Source organism: Nocardiopsis ansamitocini (assembly GCF_030268225.1).
GTDB lineage: Bacteria > Actinomycetota > Actinomycetes > Streptosporangiales > Streptosporangiaceae > Nocardiopsis_D > Nocardiopsis_D ansamitocini.
In genome coordinates this window covers 1131176-1153707 of sequence record NZ_BSQG01000001.1, presented here as the reverse complement: position 1 = coordinate 1153707, position 22532 = coordinate 1131176, and the positions used below count along the sequence as shown (strand labels likewise).

General features: G+C 66.8%; 17 protein-coding genes. 7 read left to right on the top strand and 10 right to left on the bottom strand.

Annotated elements, in window-relative coordinates:
* Nucleotides 1–35: 35 nt before the first annotated feature.
* The 5 genes from QSJ59_RS05175 to QSJ59_RS05155 all read left to right on the top strand — a co-directional run bounded on the left by QSJ59_RS05175 (nucleotide 36) and on the right by QSJ59_RS05155 (nucleotide 4440).
* Nucleotides 36–713, top strand: a complete 678-nt coding sequence (locus QSJ59_RS05175; protein WP_285757914.1) for an HAD family hydrolase — start codon at nucleotides 36–38, stop codon at nucleotides 711–713.
* A gap of 204 nt (nucleotides 714–917) precedes the next feature.
* Nucleotides 918–2072 (top strand): ATP-binding cassette domain-containing protein, encoded by a 1155-nt coding sequence (locus tag QSJ59_RS05170; protein WP_285757521.1) that lies wholly within the window; start codon nucleotides 918–920, stop codon nucleotides 2070–2072.
* The gene (locus tag QSJ59_RS05165; RefSeq protein ID WP_285757520.1) at nucleotides 2065–2820 is read left to right on the top strand and encodes an ABC transporter permease; all 756 of its coding nucleotides are present in this window, start codon (nucleotides 2065–2067) and stop codon (nucleotides 2818–2820) included. Before QSJ59_RS05170 ends, QSJ59_RS05165 begins: the two co-directional genes overlap by 8 nt.
* Nucleotides 2817–3491, top strand: coding sequence for an ABC transporter permease (locus QSJ59_RS05160; protein WP_285757519.1), 675 nt, complete (start codon nucleotides 2817–2819; stop codon nucleotides 3489–3491). Before QSJ59_RS05165 ends, QSJ59_RS05160 begins: the two co-directional genes overlap by 4 nt.
* A 40-nt stretch (nucleotides 3492–3531) precedes the next feature.
* Nucleotides 3532–4440, top strand: a complete 909-nt coding sequence (locus QSJ59_RS05155; RefSeq protein ID WP_285757518.1) for an ABC transporter substrate-binding protein — start codon at nucleotides 3532–3534, stop codon at nucleotides 4438–4440.
* Between the two features lie 281 nt (nucleotides 4441–4721).
* Here the strand turns inward: QSJ59_RS05155 and QSJ59_RS05150 are convergent, their stop codons facing one another.
* The 3 genes from QSJ59_RS05150 to QSJ59_RS05140 all read right to left on the bottom strand — a co-directional run bounded on the left by QSJ59_RS05150 (nucleotide 4722) and on the right by QSJ59_RS05140 (nucleotide 8236).
* Nucleotides 4722–5189: a flavin reductase family protein gene (locus QSJ59_RS05150; protein WP_285757913.1), complete on the bottom strand. Its 468-nt coding sequence runs from the start codon at nucleotides 5187–5189 to the stop codon at nucleotides 4722–4724.
* 44 nt (nucleotides 5190–5233) lie between these two features.
* Nucleotides 5234–6946 (bottom strand): signal peptide peptidase SppA, encoded by a 1713-nt coding sequence (gene sppA / locus QSJ59_RS05145; protein WP_285757517.1) that lies wholly within the window; start codon nucleotides 6944–6946, stop codon nucleotides 5234–5236.
* 90 nt (nucleotides 6947–7036) lie between these two features.
* On the bottom strand, nucleotides 7037–8236 hold the full coding sequence (locus QSJ59_RS05140) for a glycoside hydrolase family 18 protein (RefSeq protein ID WP_285757516.1): 1200 nt from the start codon (nucleotides 8234–8236) through the stop codon (nucleotides 7037–7039).
* A gap of 113 nt (nucleotides 8237–8349) precedes the next feature.
* Here QSJ59_RS05140 and QSJ59_RS05135 point away from each other — a divergent pair, with 113 nt between their 5' ends.
* The gene (locus QSJ59_RS05135) at nucleotides 8350–9057 is read left to right on the top strand and encodes a hypothetical protein (RefSeq protein ID WP_285757515.1); all 708 of its coding nucleotides are present in this window, start codon (nucleotides 8350–8352) and stop codon (nucleotides 9055–9057) included.
* Nucleotides 9058–9063: 6 nt separating this feature from the next.
* Here QSJ59_RS05135 and QSJ59_RS05130 read toward each other — a convergent pair whose 3' ends face one another.
* The 7 genes from QSJ59_RS05130 to QSJ59_RS05100 all read right to left on the bottom strand — a co-directional run bounded on the left by QSJ59_RS05130 (nucleotide 9064) and on the right by QSJ59_RS05100 (nucleotide 19320).
* Nucleotides 9064–9273 carry a DUF397 domain-containing protein gene (locus QSJ59_RS05130; protein WP_285757514.1) on the bottom strand — a complete coding sequence of 70 codons (210 nt, stop codon included), beginning with the start codon at nucleotides 9271–9273 and terminating at the stop codon, nucleotides 9064–9066.
* Nucleotides 9274–9286: 13 nt separating this feature from the next.
* Nucleotides 9287–10138, bottom strand: a complete 852-nt coding sequence (locus QSJ59_RS05125) for a helix-turn-helix domain-containing protein (RefSeq protein ID WP_285757513.1) — start codon at nucleotides 10136–10138, stop codon at nucleotides 9287–9289.
* A 285-nt stretch (nucleotides 10139–10423) separates the two neighbouring features.
* Entirely contained in the window at nucleotides 10424–11482 is a 1059-nt protein-coding gene (locus tag QSJ59_RS05120; protein ID WP_285757512.1) for a DUF418 domain-containing protein, read from the bottom strand.
* Between the two features lie 101 nt (nucleotides 11483–11583).
* A complete protein-coding gene (gene glgB, locus QSJ59_RS05115; protein WP_285757511.1) occupies nucleotides 11584–13755 on the bottom strand; it encodes a 1,4-alpha-glucan branching protein GlgB in 2172 nt (723 codons plus the stop codon).
* Between the two features lie 223 nt (nucleotides 13756–13978).
* Nucleotides 13979–15394, bottom strand: a complete 1416-nt coding sequence (locus QSJ59_RS05110) for a maltokinase N-terminal cap-like domain-containing protein (protein ID WP_285757510.1) — start codon at nucleotides 15392–15394, stop codon at nucleotides 13979–13981.
* A 21-nt stretch (nucleotides 15395–15415) separates the two neighbouring features.
* The gene (gene treS, locus QSJ59_RS05105; protein ID WP_285757911.1) at nucleotides 15416–17230 is read right to left on the bottom strand and encodes a maltose alpha-D-glucosyltransferase; all 1815 of its coding nucleotides are present in this window, start codon (nucleotides 17228–17230) and stop codon (nucleotides 15416–15418) included.
* A gap of 107 nt (nucleotides 17231–17337) precedes the next feature.
* A complete protein-coding gene (locus tag QSJ59_RS05100) occupies nucleotides 17338–19320 on the bottom strand; it encodes an alpha-1,4-glucan--maltose-1-phosphate maltosyltransferase (protein ID WP_285757509.1) in 1983 nt (660 codons plus the stop codon).
* A 538-nt stretch (nucleotides 19321–19858) separates the two neighbouring features.
* Between QSJ59_RS05100 and glgP the strand changes: the two genes are divergently transcribed.
* Nucleotides 19859–22480 carry an alpha-glucan family phosphorylase gene (glgP, locus tag QSJ59_RS05095; RefSeq protein ID WP_285757508.1) on the top strand — a complete coding sequence of 874 codons (2622 nt, stop codon included), beginning with the start codon at nucleotides 19859–19861 and terminating at the stop codon, nucleotides 22478–22480.
* Nucleotides 22481–22532: the final 52 nt, after the last annotated feature.

Below are 22532 nucleotides of genomic sequence, written 5' to 3'. Positions count from 1 at the left end.
GCCACGAGCACTGTGTTAGCGTCCGGTTGGTGACGATCCGCAGCGTAGTTTTCGACGTCGGCGAGACCCTGATCGACGAGACCAGGATCTTCGGCCGCTGGGCAGACCGCCTCGAAGTCCCCCACCTGACCTTCTTCGGGATCCTCGGCGGGGTCCTCACCGAGGGGCGTCCGATGATCGACGCCTTTCGGCTGGTCAAGCCCGGTTTCGACCTGGACGCGGAGAGCGAGGCCTGGCGGCGCGCCGAGCCCGGCTCCCTGCGCGAGGACTTCGATGCGGATGACCTCTACCCTGATGTCCGCACCTCCCTCGCGGCCCTGCGCGCCGCGGGCCTCCAGATCCTCATCGCCGGAAACCAGCCCGTACAGGCCGGTCCCGCACTTGAAGCGATGGGATTGCCGGTGGACGCCGTTCACGTCTCCGACGCCTGGGGAATCGCCAAGCCCGACCCGGCGTTCTTCGCGCGGGTCGCGGCCGAGTCCGGGTACGCCCCGGAGGAGATTCTCTACGTGGGCGATCGCCTCGACAACGATGTGCTTCCCGCCAAGGCGGCCGGATTCCGGGCAGCCCTCCTGCGCCGCGGGATGTGGGGTTATCTGCATGCCGAGCGCCTTGGCGCAGAACAGGCCGACGTGGTCGTTTCCGACCTGACCCAGTTGGCCGAATGGGTCGCGGGCGAGCCGAGCGGGAGCGGGCGCGCCCCACGCGGGTGAGGACCCTTCGTGCCGATGGTGTTCCAACGGGTGGCCGGGGTCCCGAACCCACCGTGACGGGGCGGGAGGACGAATCTCCAGGTGAGTCATTCTCGAGTGGTCCGGTAGGTTTTTGGTAGGTTGGCGTTGTTTGAGTCGTCTAACAGCGGGAACGAGCGAGCCCATGACAAAACGGCTGCTTACCGAAGGACCCGTACAAGCGTCATGATCACCTTCACGGGCATCACTAAGCGCTACCCCGACGGCACCATCGCCGTCGACGACCTCGATATCGAGATCCCGGCCGGGCGCACCACCGTCTTCGTCGGCCCGTCAGGGTGCGGCAAGACCACTTCCTTGCGGATGATCAACCGGATGGTCGAGCCGACCACCGGTCTGATCACCGTTGAGGGCCAAGACATCCGGGACCGAGATCCAGCTGTTCTACGGCGTTCCATCGGCTACGTCATCCAGCAGGCGGGCCTCTTCCCGCACCGCACCATCGTGGACAACATCGCGACGGTGCCCTTCCTGCTCGGCTGGGGAAAGCCGCGCGCGCGTGCGCGCGCCCGCGAGCTGATGGAGCTCGTCGGCCTGCAACCGGAGCAGGCCAAGCGCTACCCGCACCAGCTTTCCGGCGGACAGCAGCAGCGGGTCGGCGTGGCAAGGGCGCTCGCAGCCGATCCGCCCGTCCTGCTCATGGACGAGCCCTTCAGCGCGGTCGACCCGGTCGTGCGGACCAGCCTTCAGGACGAACTGATCCGCCTCCAGGCAGAACTCCACAAGACCATCGTCTTCGTCACCCACGACATCGACGAAGCCGTCAAGCTGGGCGACTCCATTGCTGTCTTCCGCCCGGGCGGCAAGCTGGCCCAGCTGGATACCCCGGAGCGTCTGCTCGCCAACCCCGTCGACTCCTTCGTCGAAGGTTTTATCGGTTACGACCGAGGCGTTCGGCGTCTGTCGTTCTTCCCGGCCAGGCTGCTCACCCCCCGCACCGACACGGTCGTGGGCGACGACGTCCAGGCCGGTCGGGCCAGGGAACTGGCCCTGCGCAGTGGGGAACCGTGGCTGTTGGTCGTCGACGGCGAGCGCGGTCCGCGTGGCTGGGTCTCGACCGAGACCCTGGGGGCCGCGGACCCCGGCACCGTGGTGGGTTCACTCGACCTGGTCGACTACGGGCACGTCTTCACCGTCGAGACCGACTCCCTGCGGGCCGCTCTGGACGCAGCAGTGCTCTCTCCTGCGGGGCGCGCAGTCGGTGTCGACGCCGACGGCCGCGTGGTCGGCGTGGTCGCCCAGTCGGAGTTGGGCTCCGCGATCTGGTCGGTGGGCGCCGAGGAGGCCCCCACCGCCGAGCCGGTGCGTTCCGATGGGTGACCAGCCGCTGATCCGCTGGGACTGGATCGCACGCAACTGGGACGACCCCGTCGGCACCCGCCTCCTGGAGCACATCCAGCTGGCACTGGTGCCGATCCTCATCGGCCTCCTCATCGCCGTTCCGCTCGGGGTTGTCTGCGCCCGCTGGCGCTGGCTCTACCCCTCGGTGTTCACCGGTGTGAACATCCTCTACGCGGTGCCCTCGATCGCGCTGTTCTTCCTGCTGCTTCCCTATACCGGTTTCACCCAGTGGACCGCGATCATTCCGCTTTCGCTCTACACGTTGGCGATCCTGGTCCCCAACGTCGTGGACGGCCTCTACCAGGTGCCCCAACACGTGCGCCAGGCCGCCATCGCCATGGGCTTCTCACCGCTGCGCCGCCTCATCCAGGTCGAACTGCCCATCGCACTTCCCGTGGCGATCGCCGGACTGCGGGTTGCGGCCGTGGCCACCATCAGCATGGTGAGTGTTGCCTCGCTGGTGGGCCTCGGCGGTCTCGGGCAGCTCATCCTCACCGACGGTTTCCGACGGCAGTTCCCCACTCCCATCATCGTGGGAATCGTTCTGTCGGTGCTGCTCGCCTTCCTGGTCGACGGACTGCTGGTGCTGATGCAGCGTCTGCTCACGCCGTGGACCAGAGGCAGTGAACGCGCTGCCCGGCGCACGTCCGCGGCCCGTAGGGAAGCAGGCGCCGGAACCACCGCTCCCGCTACCGACACCGGTTCCCGGCGAGCGGAGGCCACATGAACCTTTTCCTTGAGTTCTGGCTCTGGATCAGCGACCCGGCCCAATGGAGCGGCGGAGCGGGAATTCCCACGCGACTCGGACAGCACGTCCTGTACTCCGCGCAGGCGCTCGCCCTCGCTACCCTCATCGGAGTGCCGGTCGGACTGGTGACCGGCCACACCGGACGCGGCGGGTTCCTTACCGCCAGCATCGCCAACTTCGCGCGCGCACTGCCCACCATCGGTGTGCTCATGCTCGTGGTGATCGCGGTGGGAATCGGCGTCGCCCCTGTCATGGTCGCGCTCGTGGCGCTGGCCGTGCCCCCCATCCTCGTCAACACCTATGAAGGGGTGCGCGGCGTCGATCCCCAGCTCAAAGACGCGGCCCAGGGAATGGGTATGCGCGGCCACGAGGTGTTGCTCAAGCTGGAGCTGCCGGTCGCGCTCCCGCTCATCCTGCTCGGAATGCGTACTGCCGCCATCCAAGTGGTGTCCACCGCAACCATTGCCGCGTACGTGGGAATCGGTGGCCTGGGCCGGTTCATCGTGGACGGACAGGCCCGACGCGAATTCGACATGGTGGTCGGCGGTTCCCTGCTCGTCGTTGCGCTGGCCGTGCTCGTCACCCTGATGTTCTATCTGCTGCGCCGCTTCCTGGTCGCTCCAGGACTACGCCAGGCCGCGGCCAAATAAGTTTCGCCACCACCATCCCCGCTTGAGGAGACACCACCACATGCCTACTTTCACCCGCCTGGCTGCCGCAGGCGTTCCGCTCCTGATGCTCATGACCGCCTGCGGTGGCGGAAGCGACCCCTTCGAAGAGGGGGACGGTGACACTCCCGAAGCCGGTACGGTCGTCGTGGGCTCCGCGGACTTCCCGGAGAGCACGCTTCTCGGCAACATCTACGCCCAGGCCCTTGAAGCCAAGGACATCGAGGTGGAGACCAAGTTCGGCATCGGCAGCCGCGAGGTCTACTACGACCAGATCGCCTCGGGAAACCTGTCGGTCTTCCCCGAATACAACGGGGCGATCCAGTTCTACCTCGACCCCGGGGCGACCTCCGGTGACACCGACGCCACCAACGCCGCCGTCACCGAGGAGCTCCCCGACGGCCTGGAGATCCTCGACTCCTCCGAGGCGGAGAACAAGGACTCCCTCTCGGTCAGCCGCGCGACTGCTGACGAGTACGAGCTCACCAGCATCGCCGACCTCGAACCCGTCGCCGGCGAGCTCGTCCTCGGCGGTCCGCCCGAGTTCGAGACCCGGACCCAGGGGGTTCCGGGGCTGCAGGACCGTTACGGCCTGGAATTCAAGGAGTTCCGTTCGCTGGACATCGGTATCGTCTGGCAGGCGCTCAAGGACGACGAGATCCAGGTGGCGAACCTGTTCACCACCGACCCGGTCATCGTGGCCAACGACTTCGTGGTCCTGGAAGACACCGAGAACCTCTTCGGCTCCCAGAACGTCACCCCGCTGATCCACAGCGCCAGCGTCGACGAGACCGCCCGGGAAGCGCTCAACGCGGTTTCCGCGCAGCTCACCACCGAGACGCTTCTGGAGCTCAACCAGCGTGTGAGCATCGACCAGGAGGACCCCGACGAGGTCGCCGCCGAGTGGCTCGAGTCGGCGGGCCTTCTCTAGCCGAAGGCCATGACCAGAGGTCGTCGCCGCCCGCACGTGGAACGTGCGGGCGGCGACGGCGTGCTCGGCTACAGGATCGCGGCGAGGATCAGTCCCACGGCCAGAACTCCGAGGACGGTGAAGGCTGTTTCCATGCCTCCATTGGATCGCTGATCCGGGGCGGCGTGAACTAGCCGCCCCGGGGGCAAGACCCTGGCGCCGAGGCGCTAGCAGGCGGACCCTCCCGCAAGTACTGACCCCGTGGCACCGTCGATAATCTGGCCGCACACTGGTATGCCTGTTTATCCGAGATGGTGATACCGGCTCTTGTACCTGATCAGCGGCTTGGACTCCGAACCGGTCCGACCGACCTCGGGCAGGGACCGCACCCGGGCCAGATAGACGATGTGGTCGCCGGCTTCCACCCGCTGATGCACCGAGCACTCCACGGCTGCGATCGCCGCGTCGAGGATGAGCGCGTTGGTGAGCGTGCCGCGGTGGTGGGGTTCCCCTGCCAGGAGCAGTCGGGCACTGGGCCGGCCCTCCGCAGAGAAACGCCCCGCGATCGCCCGGTGCGCAGAACCGAGCACGTTCACCGCGAAACCACCCTGCCGGTCGATGACCTCGGTGAGGTAGCTGTCCGTGGAGACACTCACCAGTACCATCGGCGGATCGGCCGAGACCGAGGCGAACGCGTTGACGGTGCTGCCGATGTCGTCTCGCCCGTCGGCCACGGTCACCACCGTGACTCCGGTGGCGAACCGCCCCATCGCGTCGGTGAACTCCGTGGTTGCGAAGGCGGGAGCTGCCCCGGTCAACGAACCTCCCACGTACCCGGCATGACCAGGGGACCGGCGGCGGGCAGCCCCAGCCGCGCGGACACCTCGGCCAGCGGGCCCCAAGCGTTCAGGCGCACACCAGCCACGGCCGTCCTGTCCTCGCTGGATTCGGCCGGGATCAGCCGCTCCAGCGGGTTGGGTCGAGGATAGTGCCGGACCGGCGCGAGGCGGGCTAGCCCGCCCTTGTCCCGGGCCAGCCGCACCGCGGTCTCCAGGCCGCCCAATCGGTCCACCAGTCCGTTGGCCAATGCGTCCTTTCCGGTCCAGACCCGCCCGCGGGCCACCTCGTGGACCTGCTCACGGGTCATCCCGCGCCCCTCGGCGACCTTGGCGGTGAAATCGTCGTAGATCTGGTCGAGAATCGCGTTGACGCGCTCCCACTCCGACTCGCTGAACCGACGGTCCGCGCTGAACATGCCCGCGTGCGCGCTGCCGTCGATGGAGTCGCTGGCCACCCCGATCCGGTCGAGCAGCCCCGAAAGTACCGCCTTTCCGACGAACACACCGATCGATCCGGTGATGGTGCCCGGCTGCGCCACGATGGCGTCGGCACTGGCCGCCACGTAGTAACCGCCCGACCCCGCGACATCGCCCATCGACACCACGACCGGGGTTCCCGACTCACGGGTCAGCTTCACCTCACGCCAGATCACGTCCGAGGCCGTAGCCGAGCCTCCCGGACTGTCCACACGGAACACCACCGCCCCGACCTGAGGGTCCTGTCGAGCCGCGCGCAGCGCGGCCGCCACGGTGTCGGAGCCCATGGCAGAGCCGCCGCCCAGCGGGGAGCGCCGGCTGCGTCCCGAAACGATCTGACCGACCCCGGAGACCATCGCGACGTACCGTTCGCGCTGCACCGAGGGGACCCGGTCGGGCAGGGAGCGTGCCCGCTGATAGCGCCATACGTACTGCAGGTGCGCAGGCGTCTTCGCGGTGGACCAGCGTCCCAACAGGTCGGCGTAGATCTCGTCCCGATAGGCCAAGCGGTCGACCAGCCCGGCGTCCAATGCCTCGGCGGCCAGGAACGGTCCACGATCGATGAGGCCTCGGGCCTGTTCGGGGGACAAACCGCGTCCGGTACTGATCCCCTCCACGATCTGCTCGGTGAACGATTCGACGATCCGTCCGCTGGCCTCGCGGTGCGCCTCGGTGAACCCTCGCTCCTTGAAAGTGTTGACGGCGGTCTTGTACTCGTGGCGCGCGCCGATCTCGTACTCCACGCCGAGCTTCTCGATGGCGTCCCGGAAGAACTTGCTGGTGACGCTCAGGCCGGTCAGGCCGACGGTGCCGGACGGAAGAAGCGCGACCTCTTCGAAGGCCGTCGCCAGGTAGTAGGGGACCGAACCGGGGCCGAACTCGCCGAACGACTCGCTCCAGGCGACCGTGGCCTTGCCCGAACGACGAAACACCTCGACTGCCTGGCGCAGCTCCTGAACCTTCGCCATGCCGATGGGGTAGCCGCCGATCTTCACCACAAGCGCCTTGACCCGACGGTCGCGTGCGCCGCGTCTGATCCCCTCGATGACGTCGGACATCCGCTGCCGGCGCATCGCAAGGAGTTGGCCGACGGGGTCGCCGGGCGTCTCGTCGGAGATCCCCTCCGTCAGGTCGAGTTCCAGGACCAGCGGGGCGTTGCGCCGCTGGTGGAGCTTGGACACGGGTTCGAGCAGTTTCACGACATCCACCATGCGTCCCAGGCTAGTTGCTGCGACAACCGGCCGACCGGGTTCGTCCACACCCGGCCCCGCTGCCGGACACCCGTGGTCTGTCGGTAACGGTCACCCGTGCATGGCCCGAACAAGGGAACCCTGTGCGTCATCACCGTCCAGGGACCACAGGCTCAGACCGCCCAGCCCGAGCTCGCGGACGTAGGCGGCCTTGGCGCGGATCAGGTCGGGATCGTCGTAGCTCCAGAACTCGGTGCCGTCGTAGAGCCACACCGCCCCGTTCTCGGAGTCGCGGAACCGGGGGCCGGGACGGCGGCTCAGGACCTTGTAGTCCTCGTCTCCCGGATCCCATGTTCCGGGGGCCACGTTCGCGGCGCGCTGGTAGAGGCCGTTGTCCACCCTCGGGACCCCGCTCCAGCCCCGACCGAAACCTGGAACGCCCACGAGAAGTCGTTCCGGGGGGACCCCCAACTCCAAGTAGTTCACTACGCCGGAGTCCACACTCAGCCGGCCGGGGGAAGGGTCGGCACGGGGTGTGTAGAGCTGGGAGGCGTGGTTGGTGGTGAGGTCCCAGTCGCCGCTGAAGTCGTATCCCTGCACGATCGCGAAGTCCAGGTAGCGAAACACCTCGGCATCGATCCCGGCTTCGATTCGGGAGGCATCGGCCGGCAGGTAGGCGCTGATCTCCACCAGTCGTCCGGTGCGCTGGCTGAAGGCGTCGAGCTGACGGCGGGTCTCGGCCAACAACAGCGTGAAGTTGCGCCGGTCCTCGGGGCGCACGATGTTGTGGTCGTTGCCGTCAGAGGCCGGCCACTCCCAGTCGAAGTCCACGTAGTCGAAGACGCCTGCGGCGGCTCCGGGCCCGCCTTGCGGCTCGCCCGGCAACACAGGAAGGTTGCCGTCCAGGTAGGTCGAGACCACCGAAGCGGCGAAGGCCGCTCGTGACTCGGCGGTAAGCGCCGCATTGGACAGGTGCTTGGAGGCGTTCCACCCTCCGAAGGAGATGCCCACCCTGAGCTGGCGGTGGCGCTTCTTCAGCTTGCGCAACTGATAGAAATTGCCTGCGAGGGGCTGTTCGTAGGAGTCCCCCTTGCCGTCCACGCTCTCGCTCGCGTCGAAACGGCACTGATAGTCCGCCCACGCGTCACCGGTGGCCTCGTCGGTCATGACGCACACACCGCTCGGGTCCAGTTCACCGAACGCATAGGTGAGGTGGGTCAGTTTGGCCGCCTGCCCGCTGGAGTGGACATCGCGGAGAAAGTAGTGACGGTCGTAGATACCCCACTGGGGGAAGTAACCGACGATGCGCACCGGATGTCCTCTCGCGGATGAGCGGCTGGCGTCACAGGATGTGCTGTGGCGCAGAACGTCAGATTCGCCCGCTATCGTCGTTGAGGTCAAGCTTTCCGGAGGAAGGGAATCGTATGCTCGGCACGCCTCGCCGATCGCGGTTCAGGCCCCAGGGTCGTCGCACGGGTACCCACAGCACGGTTGCCGCGGCAGCCGCGGCTGCGACCGTGCTGCTCGTAGCGGGTTGCGGCGGGGGAGGCGACGTTCCGACCGGAGCGGTTCCCGAGCCTGACGCCACCTATGGCGGCCTGTTGCCCGCCGCGCAGGCGCCGGCGCCGGAGGGATTCAGTTCCCAGAACATCGAGGGAGTCGTGATCGACGCCCCCGAGGGGTGGGAGGTGGACCAAGGAGACGGGCAGCTGTGCATGCGTCCTCCGGGGCAGTCCGACTGCGGCTACGGTGCGATCCAGGTGCGGCCCAAGGCAGCCGAGCGCGACTCCGCCAATTGGCCCAAGAAGGGCGACGCGTTCAACAAGGACGACGGGTGGGCGGCCGACACCTCCGCGTGCCGCAGCCCCAATACCGCTGCTGCCGGCGAGGTCGGGATCAAGGAGGCCAGACACCAGGTGGTGGGCAACGGCCTCACCACGCACGCCGACGGGCTCAAGTCCCACTATTCGGTCTGGTCGGTCACCTGCGACAACGATGAGACCTTCGAGGTCCGAATGTGGTTCCTGCCCACCAGTGACGTGTTGGTCTACGCGTGGTCGATCGACCAGCGCTACGAACCCGTCTATCTCCAGGTCGCGGAGTCCATGGACGTGACCGAGTACAACCGGTAGGCGGGGCTAGAGGGCTTCGTGCTTGACCGAGTTGACGAAGGCGGTCCACTCGGTCGTCGCGAAACCCAGCGTGGCACCGTCCCGGTCCTGGGTGTCACGTACTCCGTGGCTGCGGGGAAGGGAGACGACTTCTACGCAGTTGCCCATGTCGCCGCTGTAGCTGGATGTGTGCCACACCCCGCGTGCACTCGTCCGCTTCCCGATCCCCGCCGTCATCTAGGGCCTCCCTCTATAGCGCGACCTCGCGTAATGCGCTGCTCAGCAACGAGCGCACTATGTCGCCGCCCGCTCCGGCGAGGCGGAGCTGATTGAAGATCTCCCGGTGTTCCAGGATGTCTTCGTCACTCTCGAGGAAGAGGTTACTGCCGTGCCCCTCGACATAGACGGTGGTCAAGCCAAAATCTGCGAGCTCCAATAGCAGGAAGCTCTGCATCCGCAGTCCGACGTGCACTCCTGCGGTGTAAGGGATTACCTGGATGGTGAGACGAGGGTGGTCCATCAGGTCCAGCAGGTGCTCAAGTTGAGCATGCATCACCTTGGCGCCGCCGATGAGCTGGCGTACGGCTGCCTCGCCCATGATCACCCAGACCTGCGGACCGGAGTCGGACAGGACCCGCTTCTGCCGATTGAGTCGCGCTTCTACCTGCTGCTCGATACTCTCCGGAGCGCCTCGGGAGAGGGTGCCTTTGATAGCTTCCCGTGCGTAGTCCTCCGTCTGGAGGAGGCCGGTGATCCAGCTGCTCTCGTAGATCTCGATACTGGTCGCGTCGGCTTCCAGGCCGATGAAGGTGCCGTATTGGCGGTCAAGGGAGTAGGGCTGCCACCATCCTCGCTTGCCGGCCTGGCGGCGCAGCTGCACGAGGTCGACGATTTCGTCCTCGGAGAGTTCGTATTCCGTGAGTAGGTGCTTGAGGTCTTTTTCCCTGGGGACGCGCTCGGCGCTCTCCCAGCGTCCCACCGCCGCCCCGCTGATCTCGACCAGCCGCGCCGCTTCTGCCCTGGTCAGCCCGCGCTCTTCCCGCAGCCGTACCAGTTCCCGAGCGAGCTGCCAGAGTGCGACGGTGGGGCTTTCGCTCTCCATGGGGCCATCCTACGGACTCTTTTGGTTAGTAACCGAAGTTACTTGCCAACATTACTGTGTAACGGTCATACTATTAACCATTGCGGTATTGGAACGGCTACGCACGGTTTTGGGAGAAGTCGTTGCGATCCGCACTCGATCGTCGGCCGCCCGACGTCCCACGGGAGGGGAAGCACCCGCGCCGTCTTTGAGGAGGGACGACGAGGGCCTTGGGTTCGGGCGGTCGACTCCGGTGGACACGCGACCTGGTGTGGGAGGAGCACCAGGACTCGCGGCCGCCGGGAATCAGGCCCCGGCGTCGAGCCGCGCGCTTTTGTTTGCCGCGGACTCGGCGGGCCTGAGGTTGTCGACGAGTTCCCACCAGGTGAGACACCGCCATACCCATTCCGCCGGTCCGTAACGGAAACGGCGCAGCCAGAGCGTGCTCCATCCCCACTGCACCATCAGCACGACGCCGGCCAGGACGAACAGCGCCCCCCACTGCATGGAGCTCTCGAAGTCCAGCAGCCATCCGGCCACGACCACCATGACCGTGGCGCTCAGGTAGTTCGTGAGGGCCATTCGCCCCAGCGGTGCGAACACCGCATGCAGCAGCCCCGACAGTCGAGTGCGCATCAACAGGCACAGCCCCGTGACGTAGACCCCCGCCATCAGCAGGCCGGCCACAGCACTCGAATGACTGAAACCGCTCATCGAAAGCTCGGTGAACTGCCAGTACGCGGCAGGGACCGCCGTGGCGACGAACACGACAAAAGTGATGGCCAAGGCAGTGCCCTGTTGCGGGAGGGAGCGCCAGACGCCGTATCGGGTCACCGCCAGCCCCAGCAGGAACAGTCCCGGGATCAGGCTGATTCCGCCGTTCACGACCGTCACGCCCAATACGCAGGCGATCGTTCCGCCGGCCAGGACCAGCCAGCGGGGAAGGTAGGAGGCGGGCAGGAGGACCACCAGGCCCGCCACCGCATAGGGCAGCAGCGCCTCACCGGGGTGCAGGTACCCGTGGGCGAATCCGAGCACTCCCAGCACGGTCAGGCGCCGGGCCAGCACCCATCGGGGCGAGGCGGTACGCGCGGACGCGGAGTCCAGGAAAAGCGCGAAGCCCACCCCGAAAAGGAACGCGAAGACGGGCATGAACCGTCCGGCCACCAGAAGGTTCAGGACCTGGGGGGCCAGGTGCTGGCCGCTCGTCTGCAAATCGGCCGACGACATTCCGTAGCCCATGTGCGTGACGGGTTGGATGTTCACCAGCAGGATTCCGCACAGCGCGAACCCGCGCAGGACGTCCAGTACATCGATCCGTCGTCGCGGGGCGGGCGCTTCCTGTAATTCGTCTCGTGAAGTCATCTACTAGACGCTACGGTCGGGCCGTACCGGTCACATCGGCCGAGTGGCCGAGATCCGGGGGCGGCCTCGGCAGAACGGCCGAGACCGCCCCCGGAAGTTGCTTATTCTTCGCGCACCAACCAGGACACGCCGAGCGGCGGGAAGGTCACCGTCGCCGAGGCCGGCTGGCCGTTCCAAGGAGTCTCCGTGGCCTCGATGACCCCGGGCTGGCAGACACCGCTACCGCCGAAGTCGCGGTCGTCGGTGTTGACCACCTCGCGCCAGCGGCCGGCAGAGGGCAGGCCCACACGGCGCTGCGTGTGCGGGGACCCGCTGAAGTTCGCCAGGCAGGCCAGGACCGACCCGTCCTCCCCCCAGCGCAAAAAGGACAACGTGTTCCCGGCCGCGTCCCCACCGTCCAACCAGGTGAAACCGGCGGGCTCGGTGTCCAGCGACCACAGTGCCGGGGTCGCACGATAGACCTGGTTCAACCGGGCCACCAACTGCTGCACGCCTCGGTGGTGGGCATGCTCCAGCAGCCACCACTGCACGCCCGCCTCGTGCGACCACTCGGTGCCCTGGCCGATCTCGTCGCCCATGAACAGCAGCTGCTTGCCCGGGTGGGCCCACATGTAGCCCAGCAACGCACGCAGATTGGCGCAGCGCTGCCACTCGTCACCGGGCATCTTGTTCAGCAGTGAGCCCTTGCCGTGTACGACCTCGTCGTGCGACAGCGGAAGCACGTAGTTCTCGCTGAACGCGTACACCATCGAGAAGGTGACCTCGTTGTGGTGGTACTGCCGGTGAACCGGTTCGTGCTGCAAATAGGAAAGGGTGTCGTGCATCCACCCCATGTTCCATTTGAAGCCGAACCCCAGGCCGCCGGCGTCGGTCGGTCGGGTGACCCCCGGCCAGGCCGTGGACTCCTCGGCGATCATCGTGATCCCGGGGTTGCGCCGGTATGCGGTGGCGGTGAGTTCCTTCAGGAACTCGATCGCCTCCAGGTTCTCCCGGCCGCCGTAGGTGTTGGGCGTCCACTGACCGGACTCGCGGGAGTAGTCGAGGTAGAGCATGGAGGCCACGGCGTCCACCCGCAGGCCGTCGATGTGGAATTCCTCCAGCCAGTAGAGCGCGTTGGCGACCAGGAAGTTGCGCACCTCGGTGCGGCCGTAGTCGAAGATCATCGTGCCCCAGTCGGGGTGTTCGCCCCGGTTGGGATCACCGTGCTCGTACAGCGCAGTGCCGTCGAACCGGGCCAGCGCCCACTCGTCCTTGGGGAAGTGCGCGGGGACCCAGTCCAGCAGGACTCCGACGCCGGCGCCGTGCAGGGCGTCGACCAGGTGCCGGAACTCGTCGGGGGAGCCGAACCGCGACGTGGGAGCGTAGTAGGAGGTGACCTGGTATCCCCACGATCCTCCGAAGGGGTGCTCGGAGACCGGGAGGAATTCCACGTGCGTGAAACCGAGCTCCTGTACATAGGACACCAGCTGGTCGGCGAGCTCGGAGTAGGACAACCCCGGTCGCCACGAGGCCAGGTGGACCTCGTAGACGCTCATCGGACGCCTGGTCCAGTCCTCGGTCTTGCGGTCGGTCAGCCAGCCGTGGTCATCCCATGAGTAATCGGAGGTGTAAACGACCGAAGCGGTCTGGGGCGGTTCCTGTGCGGCGAACGCCATCGGGTCGGCCTTCTCCCGCCAGACCCCGTCCGCGCCCAGGACCGCGAACTTGTAACGGGTTCCGTCGCCCACGCCCGGTACGAACAGTTCCCACACACCGGTCGAGCCGAGTGAGCGCATCGGGTGCGCGGTTCCGTCCCAGTGGTTGAAGTCGCCGATCACCCGTACCCCCTGAGCGCTTGGGGCCCACACCGCGAAAGAGGTCCCGTGCACCTCTCCCATCCGTGAGGGGTAGCGCCTGGTGTGTGCGCCCAGCGCGCGCCACAGTTCCTCGTGTCGGCCCTCCCCGATCAGGTGCATGTCCATCGCGCCCAGCGTGGGCCAGAAGCGGTAGGGGTCGTCGGTGACGGTCTCGCCGCTTTCCGCCGAGTAGCGCACCACGAGGCGGTAGTCGGGCACCTCCGTGCCCGGAACCGTCCCGGCGAACACGCCGCGGTGCAGATGGGAGAGTTCGATCCGGCTGTCGTCGGCAAGCAGCAGGTGGACCGACCAGGCCATCGGCCGCAACACGCGCACCGTGATCCCGTCAGTGCCGGGATGCGCGCCGAGCAGGTCGTGCGGTGCGTGGTGATGGCCGGAGACCAGTTGGTCGATCTCGGACAGCAGAGCGTCGTTCATGAGATTCCTGGTTGCGTCGAGGGGGCCGAGTGCATAGTTACCCAACGTAGGGCGTACAACCCATTCGGTCCGATTGATACGCCAGGGGTTTCGGATGTCCGACACTGCGTGTGCCGTGTCCGAACCGTCCCGGCGCGGTAGCTTCTGGCGGGTGGGGCGATTCGGACGGCCGCGTCGAAACTGCGGCCCCGTTGGTCTGTCGTCGACCCCGAGACGACGCCGACTACCCCGAGAGCGGGATGGTCTGGCCGGTCAGTGCGGCGATCGAATCCAGTGGGATTCCGACCCAGCCGGGACGGTGCCGCGTTTCGTACATCACCTCGTAGACGGCCTTGTCGTATTCAAAGGCGCGGAGGACGACCTGGTGTTTCTCCGGGTCCGTGCCGCCCCCCGATGCGTAGCCCTCGCAGAACGCCTCACGGTTGCGCTGGGCCCAGGCCCTTGCCGCCTCGGTGAGATCGGTGGTGTCACCGGTATGCCCGATGAGCTGGTGACGTGCTGCGTAGTCGAAGGAGCGCAACATTCCGGCCACGTCGCGTAGCGGACTCGACAGTTTCTGGCGCTCGTGCACCGGGACGGCAGGTTCTCCCTCGAAATCCAGGAGCACCCACCCGGTGTCGGTACGCACCACCTGCCCCAGGTGGAAGTCGCCGTGTACCCGCTGGACAGGCAGCTCTGCGTCCAGGGCGGCGAACGCCTCGAAAGCCGCCCGCAGCGCCACCGCATACGGGGCCAGGTCCGGGACCTCGGCCACGGCCGTATGCAGACGCGCGACCATACCGTCAGCCATCTCAGCGCGTGTCCGAGGGGTGAGCACGTCCGTTGGCAGTGCCCGGGCCAGGTCTCGGTGCACTGCAGCGGTCGCGGCCCCCAGGCGCTGCGCCTCGCCCGCGAAGTCGCCGCCGGCATCGGAGGGCGTGGTCTCAGGAGACGCGTAGAGATCGCGCACGCTGGTCGCTGCCAGGACCCAGCCATCGGTTGCGCTGCGCAGATACTCCTGCAGCATCGCCAGCGTCGTTGAGACCGCCGTGCCGTCGGCCGATGTGCGCAGATCCGTCTCGATCCACCCGTGCGGGCGGGCCGCGTACACCGAGTCCGCCAGGGCCGAGGTGAGTTCCAGGTCCGGGTTGGGGCCGGGCCACAACCGGCGAAATACCTTGAGGATGTACTCCTCGCCGTAGACGAGCGTCGTGTTGGACTGTTCGCCGGTGAGAACCAGACTGCGCAGCCCGGTGCGTACCCGGCTCCCCGGCATCGACCGGAAGCGCACCGGACCGTCGCCGGCCCCGGCCGAGATCTGATCGAGCAGGTGTGCAGTCAGTTCCGGATCGTGAACGGCGTCGTAGACCACCGCGGCGGAGGTGAGGCCCGCGCCGTCCGGCGCAGGCTCGCACACCCCGATTACGGCGTGTGCGAGCTCGTCGCCGAGCGATCCCTCCGGTCTCAGCCCGAGGAGCACCTGGTAGCGGTCGGTTGTCCCGCGTTGGTCGACGGCTACCACCAGAACCCGAAGTCCCGGTTCTCCGGCTATCAGGACGTGCTCGGTCTCGACGCGCAACGCGTCGATGGGCACTCCCTTGCCGGCGAACCAGCGTTGTAGCGGGAACCAGTCGGTCAGCAGCTCCTCAAGCCGAGTCATGATGAAGAGATCCGTTTCTCCTTAGGGCTGCGGGTCGGGCCGCCGGCCCGCGCCGGGCGTGGTCCTCGCTGTGGTGGAGCTGGTGGCTCGGGCGACCGGGGCCGCTGTCACCACCGCAGGTTGGGGCGTCTCCTGTTCCTTGGCGCTCTGCCCCTCGTCGGCGACGGGTGGCAGCTGGAACCAGTAGAAGCCGTGTCCGGGCAGGGTCAGCAAATAGGGGAGTTCCCCGATCGGGGGGAACTGCACCCCGCCCATGCACTCGATCGGTGTGGTTCCCTCGAAGCGGCGCAGATCCAGTTCCACCGGCTGGGGAAAGCGCGACAAGTTGTTGACGCACAGCATCCGGTCGTCGCCGTACTCGCGCACGAACGCCAGGACACTGGGATTGCTGGCGTGCAGCTCGGTGAAGGCCCCGGTCCCGAACACCGCGTGCTGCTTGCGGATCTGGATCATCTTGCGGGTCCAGTTCAGCAGCGAACTGGGATTCCCGCGCTGGGCCTCGACGTTGATCCCCTGGTAGCCGTAGATCGGGTCCATGATCAACGGCAGGTACAGTCGGGCCGGATCGGCTCGGGAGAATCCGGCGTTGCGATCGGACGTCCACTGCATGGGGGTCCGCACGCCGTCGCGGTCCCCCAGCCAGATGTTGTCCCCCATACCGATCTCGTCGCCGTAGTAGAGGACGGGCGATCCCGGAAGCGACAGCAGCAGCGCGGTGAACAGCTCCATCTGGTTCTGGTCGTTGTCCAGGAGCGGTGCCAACCGCCGTCGGATACCGACGTTCGCCCGCATACGCGGGTCCTTTGCGTACTCGGAGTACATGTAGTCGCGCTCTTCGTCGTTGACCATTTCAAGCGTCAGCTCGTCGTGGTTACGCAGGAAGATCGCCCATTGGCAGTTCTCCGGAATCGCCGGAGTCTGCGCCAGGATCTCCGAGATCGGGTAGCGCTGCTCGCGGCGCACCGCCATGAACATCCGCGGCATCAGCGGGAAATGGAAGTTCATGTGGCACTCGTCGCCGCCGGACTCGTAGTCGCCGAAGTAGTCGACGACGTCGGAGGGCCACTGGTTGGCCTCGCTGAGCAGCACCCGGTCGGGATAGAGCCGGTCGACCTCGGAGCGCACACGCTTGAGGAACTCGTGCGTCTCCTTGAGGTTCTCGCAGTTGGTCCCCTCGCGCTCGTACAGATAGGGCACCGCGTCCAGGCGGAACCCGTCGATGCCCAGGTCCAGCCAGAACCGCAGCACCTCCAGGATCGCTTCCTGTACCGCCGGGTTCTCGAAGTTGAGGTCGGGCTGGTGCGAGAAGAAACGGTGCCAGTAGTACTGGCCGCGCACCTCGTCGTAGGACCAGTTGGACTGTTCGGTGTCCACGAAGATGATCCGCGCGTCGGAGTAGCGCTCCGTGGTGTCGGACCAGACATAGAAGTCGCCGTAGGGGCCGTCGGGGTCCTCGCGTGAGGCCTTGAACCACGGGTGCTGGTCGCTGGTGTGGTTCATGACCAGGTCGGCGATGACCCGGATGCCGCGTTCGTGGGCCCTCTCCACCAGTTCCACGAAGTCCGCGATCTGGCCGAACTCGGGGAGGATCTTCATGTAGTCGGAGATGTCATAGCCGCCGTCGCGCAACGGTGACTCGTACAGCGGAAGCAACCAGATGCAGTCGATTCCCAGCCATTCGAGATAGTCGAGCTTCTCGATCAGGCCGCGCAGGTCGCCGGTTCCATCGCCGTTGGAGTCGTAGAACCCTCGGGCGAGGACTTCGTAGAAGACCGCGTGCTTGTACCAGTAGGGATCGCGGGGCTTCTCGTGTGTGAACGTGTTCGGCACGGACACGAGGGGTGTGAGACTGGTGCCGGGCACCTGCTCGGGTGTGGTCACGATGTACTTCTCCACCAGTTGGCTGTCCAGTGTGTTCCCCGAAGCGCTTCGGTATGAGCTGGTCAGCTCGGAGCGATTACGGCGGAACTGACTGTGAATACGTGAGCGGTCTGAACGTGTGGGTCGAGGCGGACATAATTGGCGTCTACCCAGGAATACGTGCGACCCGACAATTGATCCGTGACCGTGATCCGGTCACCGGGAGAGAAGCCGAGAGCGGGCATGTCCAGCCACACTGTCGCTTCGCGGACGTTGTGCGGGTCGAGGTTGGCGACGACCAGGACGACGTCCGGTGATTTCTGGTCGGCGACCGCCAGCCGTTTCGAGTAGCAGATGATCTCGGGCTGATCGGCACGGTGGAACCGCAGGTTACGCAGTTCTTGCAGTGCAGGATGGCTCCGCCGCAGGTAGTTTAACCTGCTGATCAGGGGCGTGATCGTCATTTCGGCTGCTTCGGCGGCGTCCCAGTCACGAGGTCGGTACTGGTACTTCTCGGAGTCGAGGTACTCCTCGCTTCCAGGGCGAACCGCCTCGTTCTCGCACAGCTCGTAGCCGGAGTAGATTCCCCAGGTCGGTGAGAGGGTCGCGGCCAGGATCGCCCTGAGCTCGAATGCAGGCCGCCCTCCGTGCTGGAGGAAGGCATGCAGGATGTCGGGCGTGTTGGGGAAGAAGTTGGGACGCATGTAGGCGGCGGCGTCGCCGCTGAGCTCGTTGAGGTAGTCCTCGAGTTCCTCCTTGGTGTTGCGCCAGGTGTAGTACGTGTAGGACTGGTGGAACCCAGCTTTCGCCAGGGTGTGCATCATGGCCGGGCGGGTGAACGCCTCGGCGAGGAACAGCACGTCCGGATCGGTCGAGGCGATGTCGGCCAGCAGCCGCTCCCAGAAGGCCACCGGCTTGGTGTGCGGGTTGTCCACTCGGAAGACGCGCACGCCGTGCGCCATCCAGTAGCGCACGATCCGGCGCACCTCGACGAAGATCCCTTCGGGGTCCCGGTCGAAGTTGATCGGGTAGATGTCCTGGTACTTCTTCGGGGGGTTCTCGGCGTAGGCGATCGATCCGTCGGCGCGTACGGTGAACCACTCGGGGTGCTCCTTGACCCATGGGTGGTCGGGGGATGCCTGGAGCGCGAGGTCCAGTGCGATCTCCAGGCCGTGCTCGCCCGCCTTGGCCACGAACGCGTCGAAATCCTCGATGGTGCCGAGGTCGGGGTGAACGGCGTCGTGTCCGCCCTCGTGCGAGCCGATCGCCCACACCGAGCCGGGGTCGTCCAACTGGGCGGTGACCGAGTTGTTGTGGCCCTTTCGGTAGGAGTACCCGACGGGGTGGATCGGGGGCAGGTAGACGATGTCGAAGCCCATCGCCGCGATAGCGGGCAGGCGCTGGGCCGCCGAGGCGAAAGTGCCCGACCGCTGTTCGCCGTCCGTCCCGCCGGACACCGCGCCTTCGGAGCGGGGGAAGAACTCGTACCAGGAGCCGAACAGCGCCCGTTTGCGGCTGACGGTCACCGGGAATCGCCTGGACCTGGTGACCAGTTCGCGGAGCGGACGTGCGGCCAGTTCCTCGCGCACCGTTGCGGAGGAGGCCAGCGCCAGCCGTTCGGCCGTCGAATGAGAGTCGTCGCGCATGCGCGCGGCGATCTCGGCGATCGCGGGCCGGCGGGGTACGCGTCGGGCTACGCGGTCCAGTAGACGGGCGCCCTCTTCAAGGACGAGTTCGACGTCCTGACCGATCGGCACCTTGATTTCGGCGTTGTGGAGCCAGGTCGCGTAAGGGTCGCTCCACGCCTCGATGGAGAAGGACCAGCGGCCCTCGGAAGTGACGGTGACCTCTGCTCCGAAGCGGTCGGTACCGGGGGTGAGTTCATGGAGCGGTACAAGTGGCTGCCTGCGTCCCGCGGGGTCGTAGAGGACCACCCCCGAGCTGAGCGCGTCGTGCCCCTCGCGAAACACGGTCGCGCTCACCGGGAAGGTCTCACCGACGACGGCTTTTGCCGTTCCGGGTTCGACCACGGGTGAGACGTCGAGAATGGGAAATCGTCCGATCACAAGTGCACCGTAGAGGTAGAGGTTGCTGCGGGGGCGGTCTGGTGGGACTGGATAGGGCCGAATCGGATTCGGGCAGCAGTAAGTGCCCGAAAAGCCCGGCGTGTTGGGGTTTTCGCGCTAGAACGGTCGGTCGTTCCAATGTCTATCGTCAGGCCCGATTCGCCGCTCTCCGACAGTCTGAGGGTTCCTATTTTTGTGAGAGTAGTCACAGATGGCAAAAGGTGTATGGGAAGCCCTCCGGTCCGTGACCAGGGAAGACGTACATGGACAAAACGGACTTGCTTCACAGTGGTCACAAGGGGCACGTTGGCTTAAGCTCCGCGTTGCCCTTTGAGGGCCGCATGAAACCTAATTGCATTAAAGCCTTGATAAACCATTGCTTCTTGTGAGTGTGTTTCGGCGGCAAAAGTGGCGCTCTTATTTCCGGCAGATCTCGTACACTGGAAAGTCGGGCCGAAAAACCCTATTTCATGACATGTAGGGCGAGATGGCGTGGAGTACTCGCATAGAGCGAGCACATTGACTAGCCTCACGCTCCGTGAAGGCCATTCGTAGGTTCACCGTCCGTACCGTCCTACCTGACGAGCTGGCTCCCCTGGGCCGGCTCGCGGCCAACCTGCGCTGGGCGTGGCATGCCCCGACCCGCGCCGTGTTCGCCGCCGTCGACCCCGACATGTGGCAGGCAGTCGACCGCGATCCCGTCCGGCTCCTCGGCGAAGTCGGCTCCGAACGACTCGCCGAGCTCGCAGCCGACGCAGACTTCAAGACCCGCCTCAACGAGGCCGCAGCCGACCTGGACCGCTACCTCGGAGCAGAGCTCTGGTACCAGCGGCTGCCCAGCGATCCCGGTGCCGAACCCCCCTCGGCGATCGCCTACTTCTCCGCCGAGTTCGGCATCGACGCGGCGCTGCCCCAGTACTCCGGCGGCTTGGGCATCCTGGCCGGCGACCATCTCAAGAGCGCCAGCGACCTCGGTGTCCCCATCATCGGCGTCGGGCTGCTCTATCGGCACGGCTACTTCTCCCAGTCCCTGTCGCCGGAAGGGTGGCAGCTGGAGCAGTACCCCGAAATCGATCCCCGCGGTCTGCCGATGACCCAATTGACCGACGACGGCGTCCCGATCCGGATCGTCATCGACCTGCCGGACGCGCGTTCCCTCGTGGCACACGTCTGGGTCGTGCGCGTCGGCCGGGTGCCGCTGCTGCTCCTGGACGCCTGTCAGGAAACCAACGACCCCGAACTGCGGGGCGTCACCGACCGTCTCTACGGCGGCGGCAACGAGCAACGGCTGCGCCAGGAACTGCTCCTGGGCGTCGGTGGGGTCAGGGCCGTCCGTGCCTACTGCGCCAGCACGGGCCACCCCGAGCCCGAGGTCTTCCACATGAACGAGGGCCACGCCGGATTCCTCGGTCTGGAACGGGTGCGCGAGTACATCGCGACCAGCGGACTCACCTTCGAACAGGCACTGGAGGCCACCCGCTCCGGCACGGTGTTCACCACGCATACGCCCGTGCCGGCCGGGATCGACCGGTTCCCCCGCGATCTGGTGGAGCGCCACTTCAGCGGCGACGTCGCGCTGGAGGGCCTGCCCGTCGAGCGGGTCATGGCGCTGGGCGCGGAGAGCTACGAGGGCGGTGACCCCCACCTGTTCAACATGGCCGTCATGGGCATGCGCCTGGCCCAGAGGGTCAACGGCGTGAGCAAACTGCACGGCGCGGTCAGCCGCGGGATGTTCCAGGGCCTGTGGCCCGGCTTCGACCGCTCAGAGGTGCCGATCACCTCGATCACCAACGGCGTGCACGCCCCCACCTGGGTGGCCGACGAGGCATTCGAGATGGCCAGGCGGCTGGTCCCCGACTCGGCCGACTTCGACACCGCCGAAGGGTGGGAGAAGGTTGTCGAGGTGGGGGAGCGCGAGCTCTGCGATATGCGTCGTGCGCTCCGCGAACGGCTCGTACACGACGTTCGGCGTCGGTTGCGGGCCTCCTGGCACCAGCGCGGCGCCAGCGACGCCGAGCTCGGCTGGATCGACGACGTCCTCGACCCCGACGTGCTCACGATCGGTTTCGCCCGTCGAGTGCCCTCCTACAAGCGCCTCACCCTGATGCTGCGGGACAAGAACCGGCTCAAGGCCCTGCTCCTGGACCCTCAGCGCCCCATCCAGATCGTCATCGCGGGCAAGGCCCACCCGGCGGACGAAGGCGGCAAGCGGCTCATCCAGGAGATCGTCCGCTTCGCCGACGACCCCGCGGTCCGCCACCGCATCGTCTTCCTCCCTGACTACGACATGGCCTTGGGGGCTGCCCTGACCCAGGGGAGCGACGTGTGGTTGAACAACCCGCTGCGCCCGTTGGAGGCGTGCGGCACCTCGGGGATGAAGGTCGCGCTCAACGGTGGCCTCAACCTCTCCATCCGCGACGGATGGTGGGACGAGTGGTTCGACGGTTCCAACGGCTGGGCCATTCCTACGGCGGACGGGGTGGAGGAGCCGGACCGGCGCGACGACATCGAGGCGGCCGCGCTCTACCAGCTCTTCCAGGAGCAGGTCGCACCGCTGTTCTACGACCACGATGACGACGGCCTGCCGAAGCGCTGGCTGGAGATGGTCAAGCACACTCTGGTCTCGTTGGGGCCCAAGGTCCTGGCCACCAGGATGGTGCGCGATTACGTCGAACGGCTCTACCAGCCCGCGGCCCGCTCCTCGCGGCAGCTCGCAGCCGACGACCTGCGCGGCGTGCACGCCCTCGCGGCCTGGAAGCAGCGGGTCGCGCGGGCCTGGCCGGGCGTGCGCATCGAGCACGTCGAGGTCACCGGAATGGACGAGCCTCCCCAGGTCGGGGGAGAGCTGATGGTGAGGGCCACCCTCGTCCTGGGTGAGGCCGACCCCGGCGACCTGTGCGTCGAGGTGGCACTGGGGCGGGTCGACTCCTTCGACGAGCTGGTGGACCCGTCCTTCGCCGAACTGTCGGTGGTTCCCGGCCAGGAGGGGGAGGGGCCGCTGGTCCGCTACGCCGGCTCGGTGCCGCTGGAGCGCTCAGGGGTCTCCGGGTACACGGTCAGGGTGCTGCCCAAGCATCCGTTGCTGGCCACCCCCGCCGAGATGGGCCTGGTGGTCGTCCCCGAGCCTGCTCAGGGGATCGGCGCGCTCGTGCTGCGCTGAGCGCGGCGAGGCGGGCCGGCGAGACGTCTCGCCGGCCCGCTGCGCGGTCGGG

Excerpts from the sequence above, each read along its gene's own strand:
- QSJ59_RS05170 (WP_285757521.1), top strand. The coding sequence starts at position 918 with ATGATCACCTTCACGGGCATCACTAAGCGCTACCCCGACGGCACCATC.
- QSJ59_RS05165 (WP_285757520.1), top strand. The coding sequence starts at position 2,065 with ATGGGTGACCAGCCGCTGATCCGCTGGGACTGGATCGCACGCAACTGG.
- QSJ59_RS05160 (WP_285757519.1), top strand. The coding sequence starts at position 2,817 with ATGAACCTTTTCCTTGAGTTCTGGCTCTGGATCAGCGACCCGGCCCAA.
- QSJ59_RS05155 (WP_285757518.1), top strand. The coding sequence starts at position 3,532 with ATGCCTACTTTCACCCGCCTGGCTGCCGCAGGCGTTCCGCTCCTGATG.
- QSJ59_RS05150 (WP_285757913.1), bottom strand. The coding sequence starts at position 5,189 with ATGGGGCGGTTCGCCACCGGAGTCACGGTGGTGACCGTGGCCGACGGG.
- sppA (WP_285757517.1), bottom strand. The coding sequence starts at position 6,946 with ATGGTGGATGTCGTGAAACTGCTCGAACCCGTGTCCAAGCTCCACCAG.
- QSJ59_RS05135 (WP_285757515.1), top strand. The coding sequence starts at position 8,350 with ATGCTCGGCACGCCTCGCCGATCGCGGTTCAGGCCCCAGGGTCGTCGC.
- QSJ59_RS05130 (WP_285757514.1), bottom strand. The coding sequence starts at position 9,273 with ATGACGGCGGGGATCGGGAAGCGGACGAGTGCACGCGGGGTGTGGCAC.
- QSJ59_RS05125 (WP_285757513.1), bottom strand. The coding sequence starts at position 10,138 with ATGGAGAGCGAAAGCCCCACCGTCGCACTCTGGCAGCTCGCTCGGGAA.
- QSJ59_RS05120 (WP_285757512.1), bottom strand. The coding sequence starts at position 11,482 with ATGACTTCACGAGACGAATTACAGGAAGCGCCCGCCCCGCGACGACGG.
- glgB (WP_285757511.1), bottom strand. The coding sequence starts at position 13,755 with ATGAACGACGCTCTGCTGTCCGAGATCGACCAACTGGTCTCCGGCCAT.
- QSJ59_RS05110 (WP_285757510.1), bottom strand. The coding sequence starts at position 15,394 with ATGACTCGGCTTGAGGAGCTGCTGACCGACTGGTTCCCGCTACAACGC.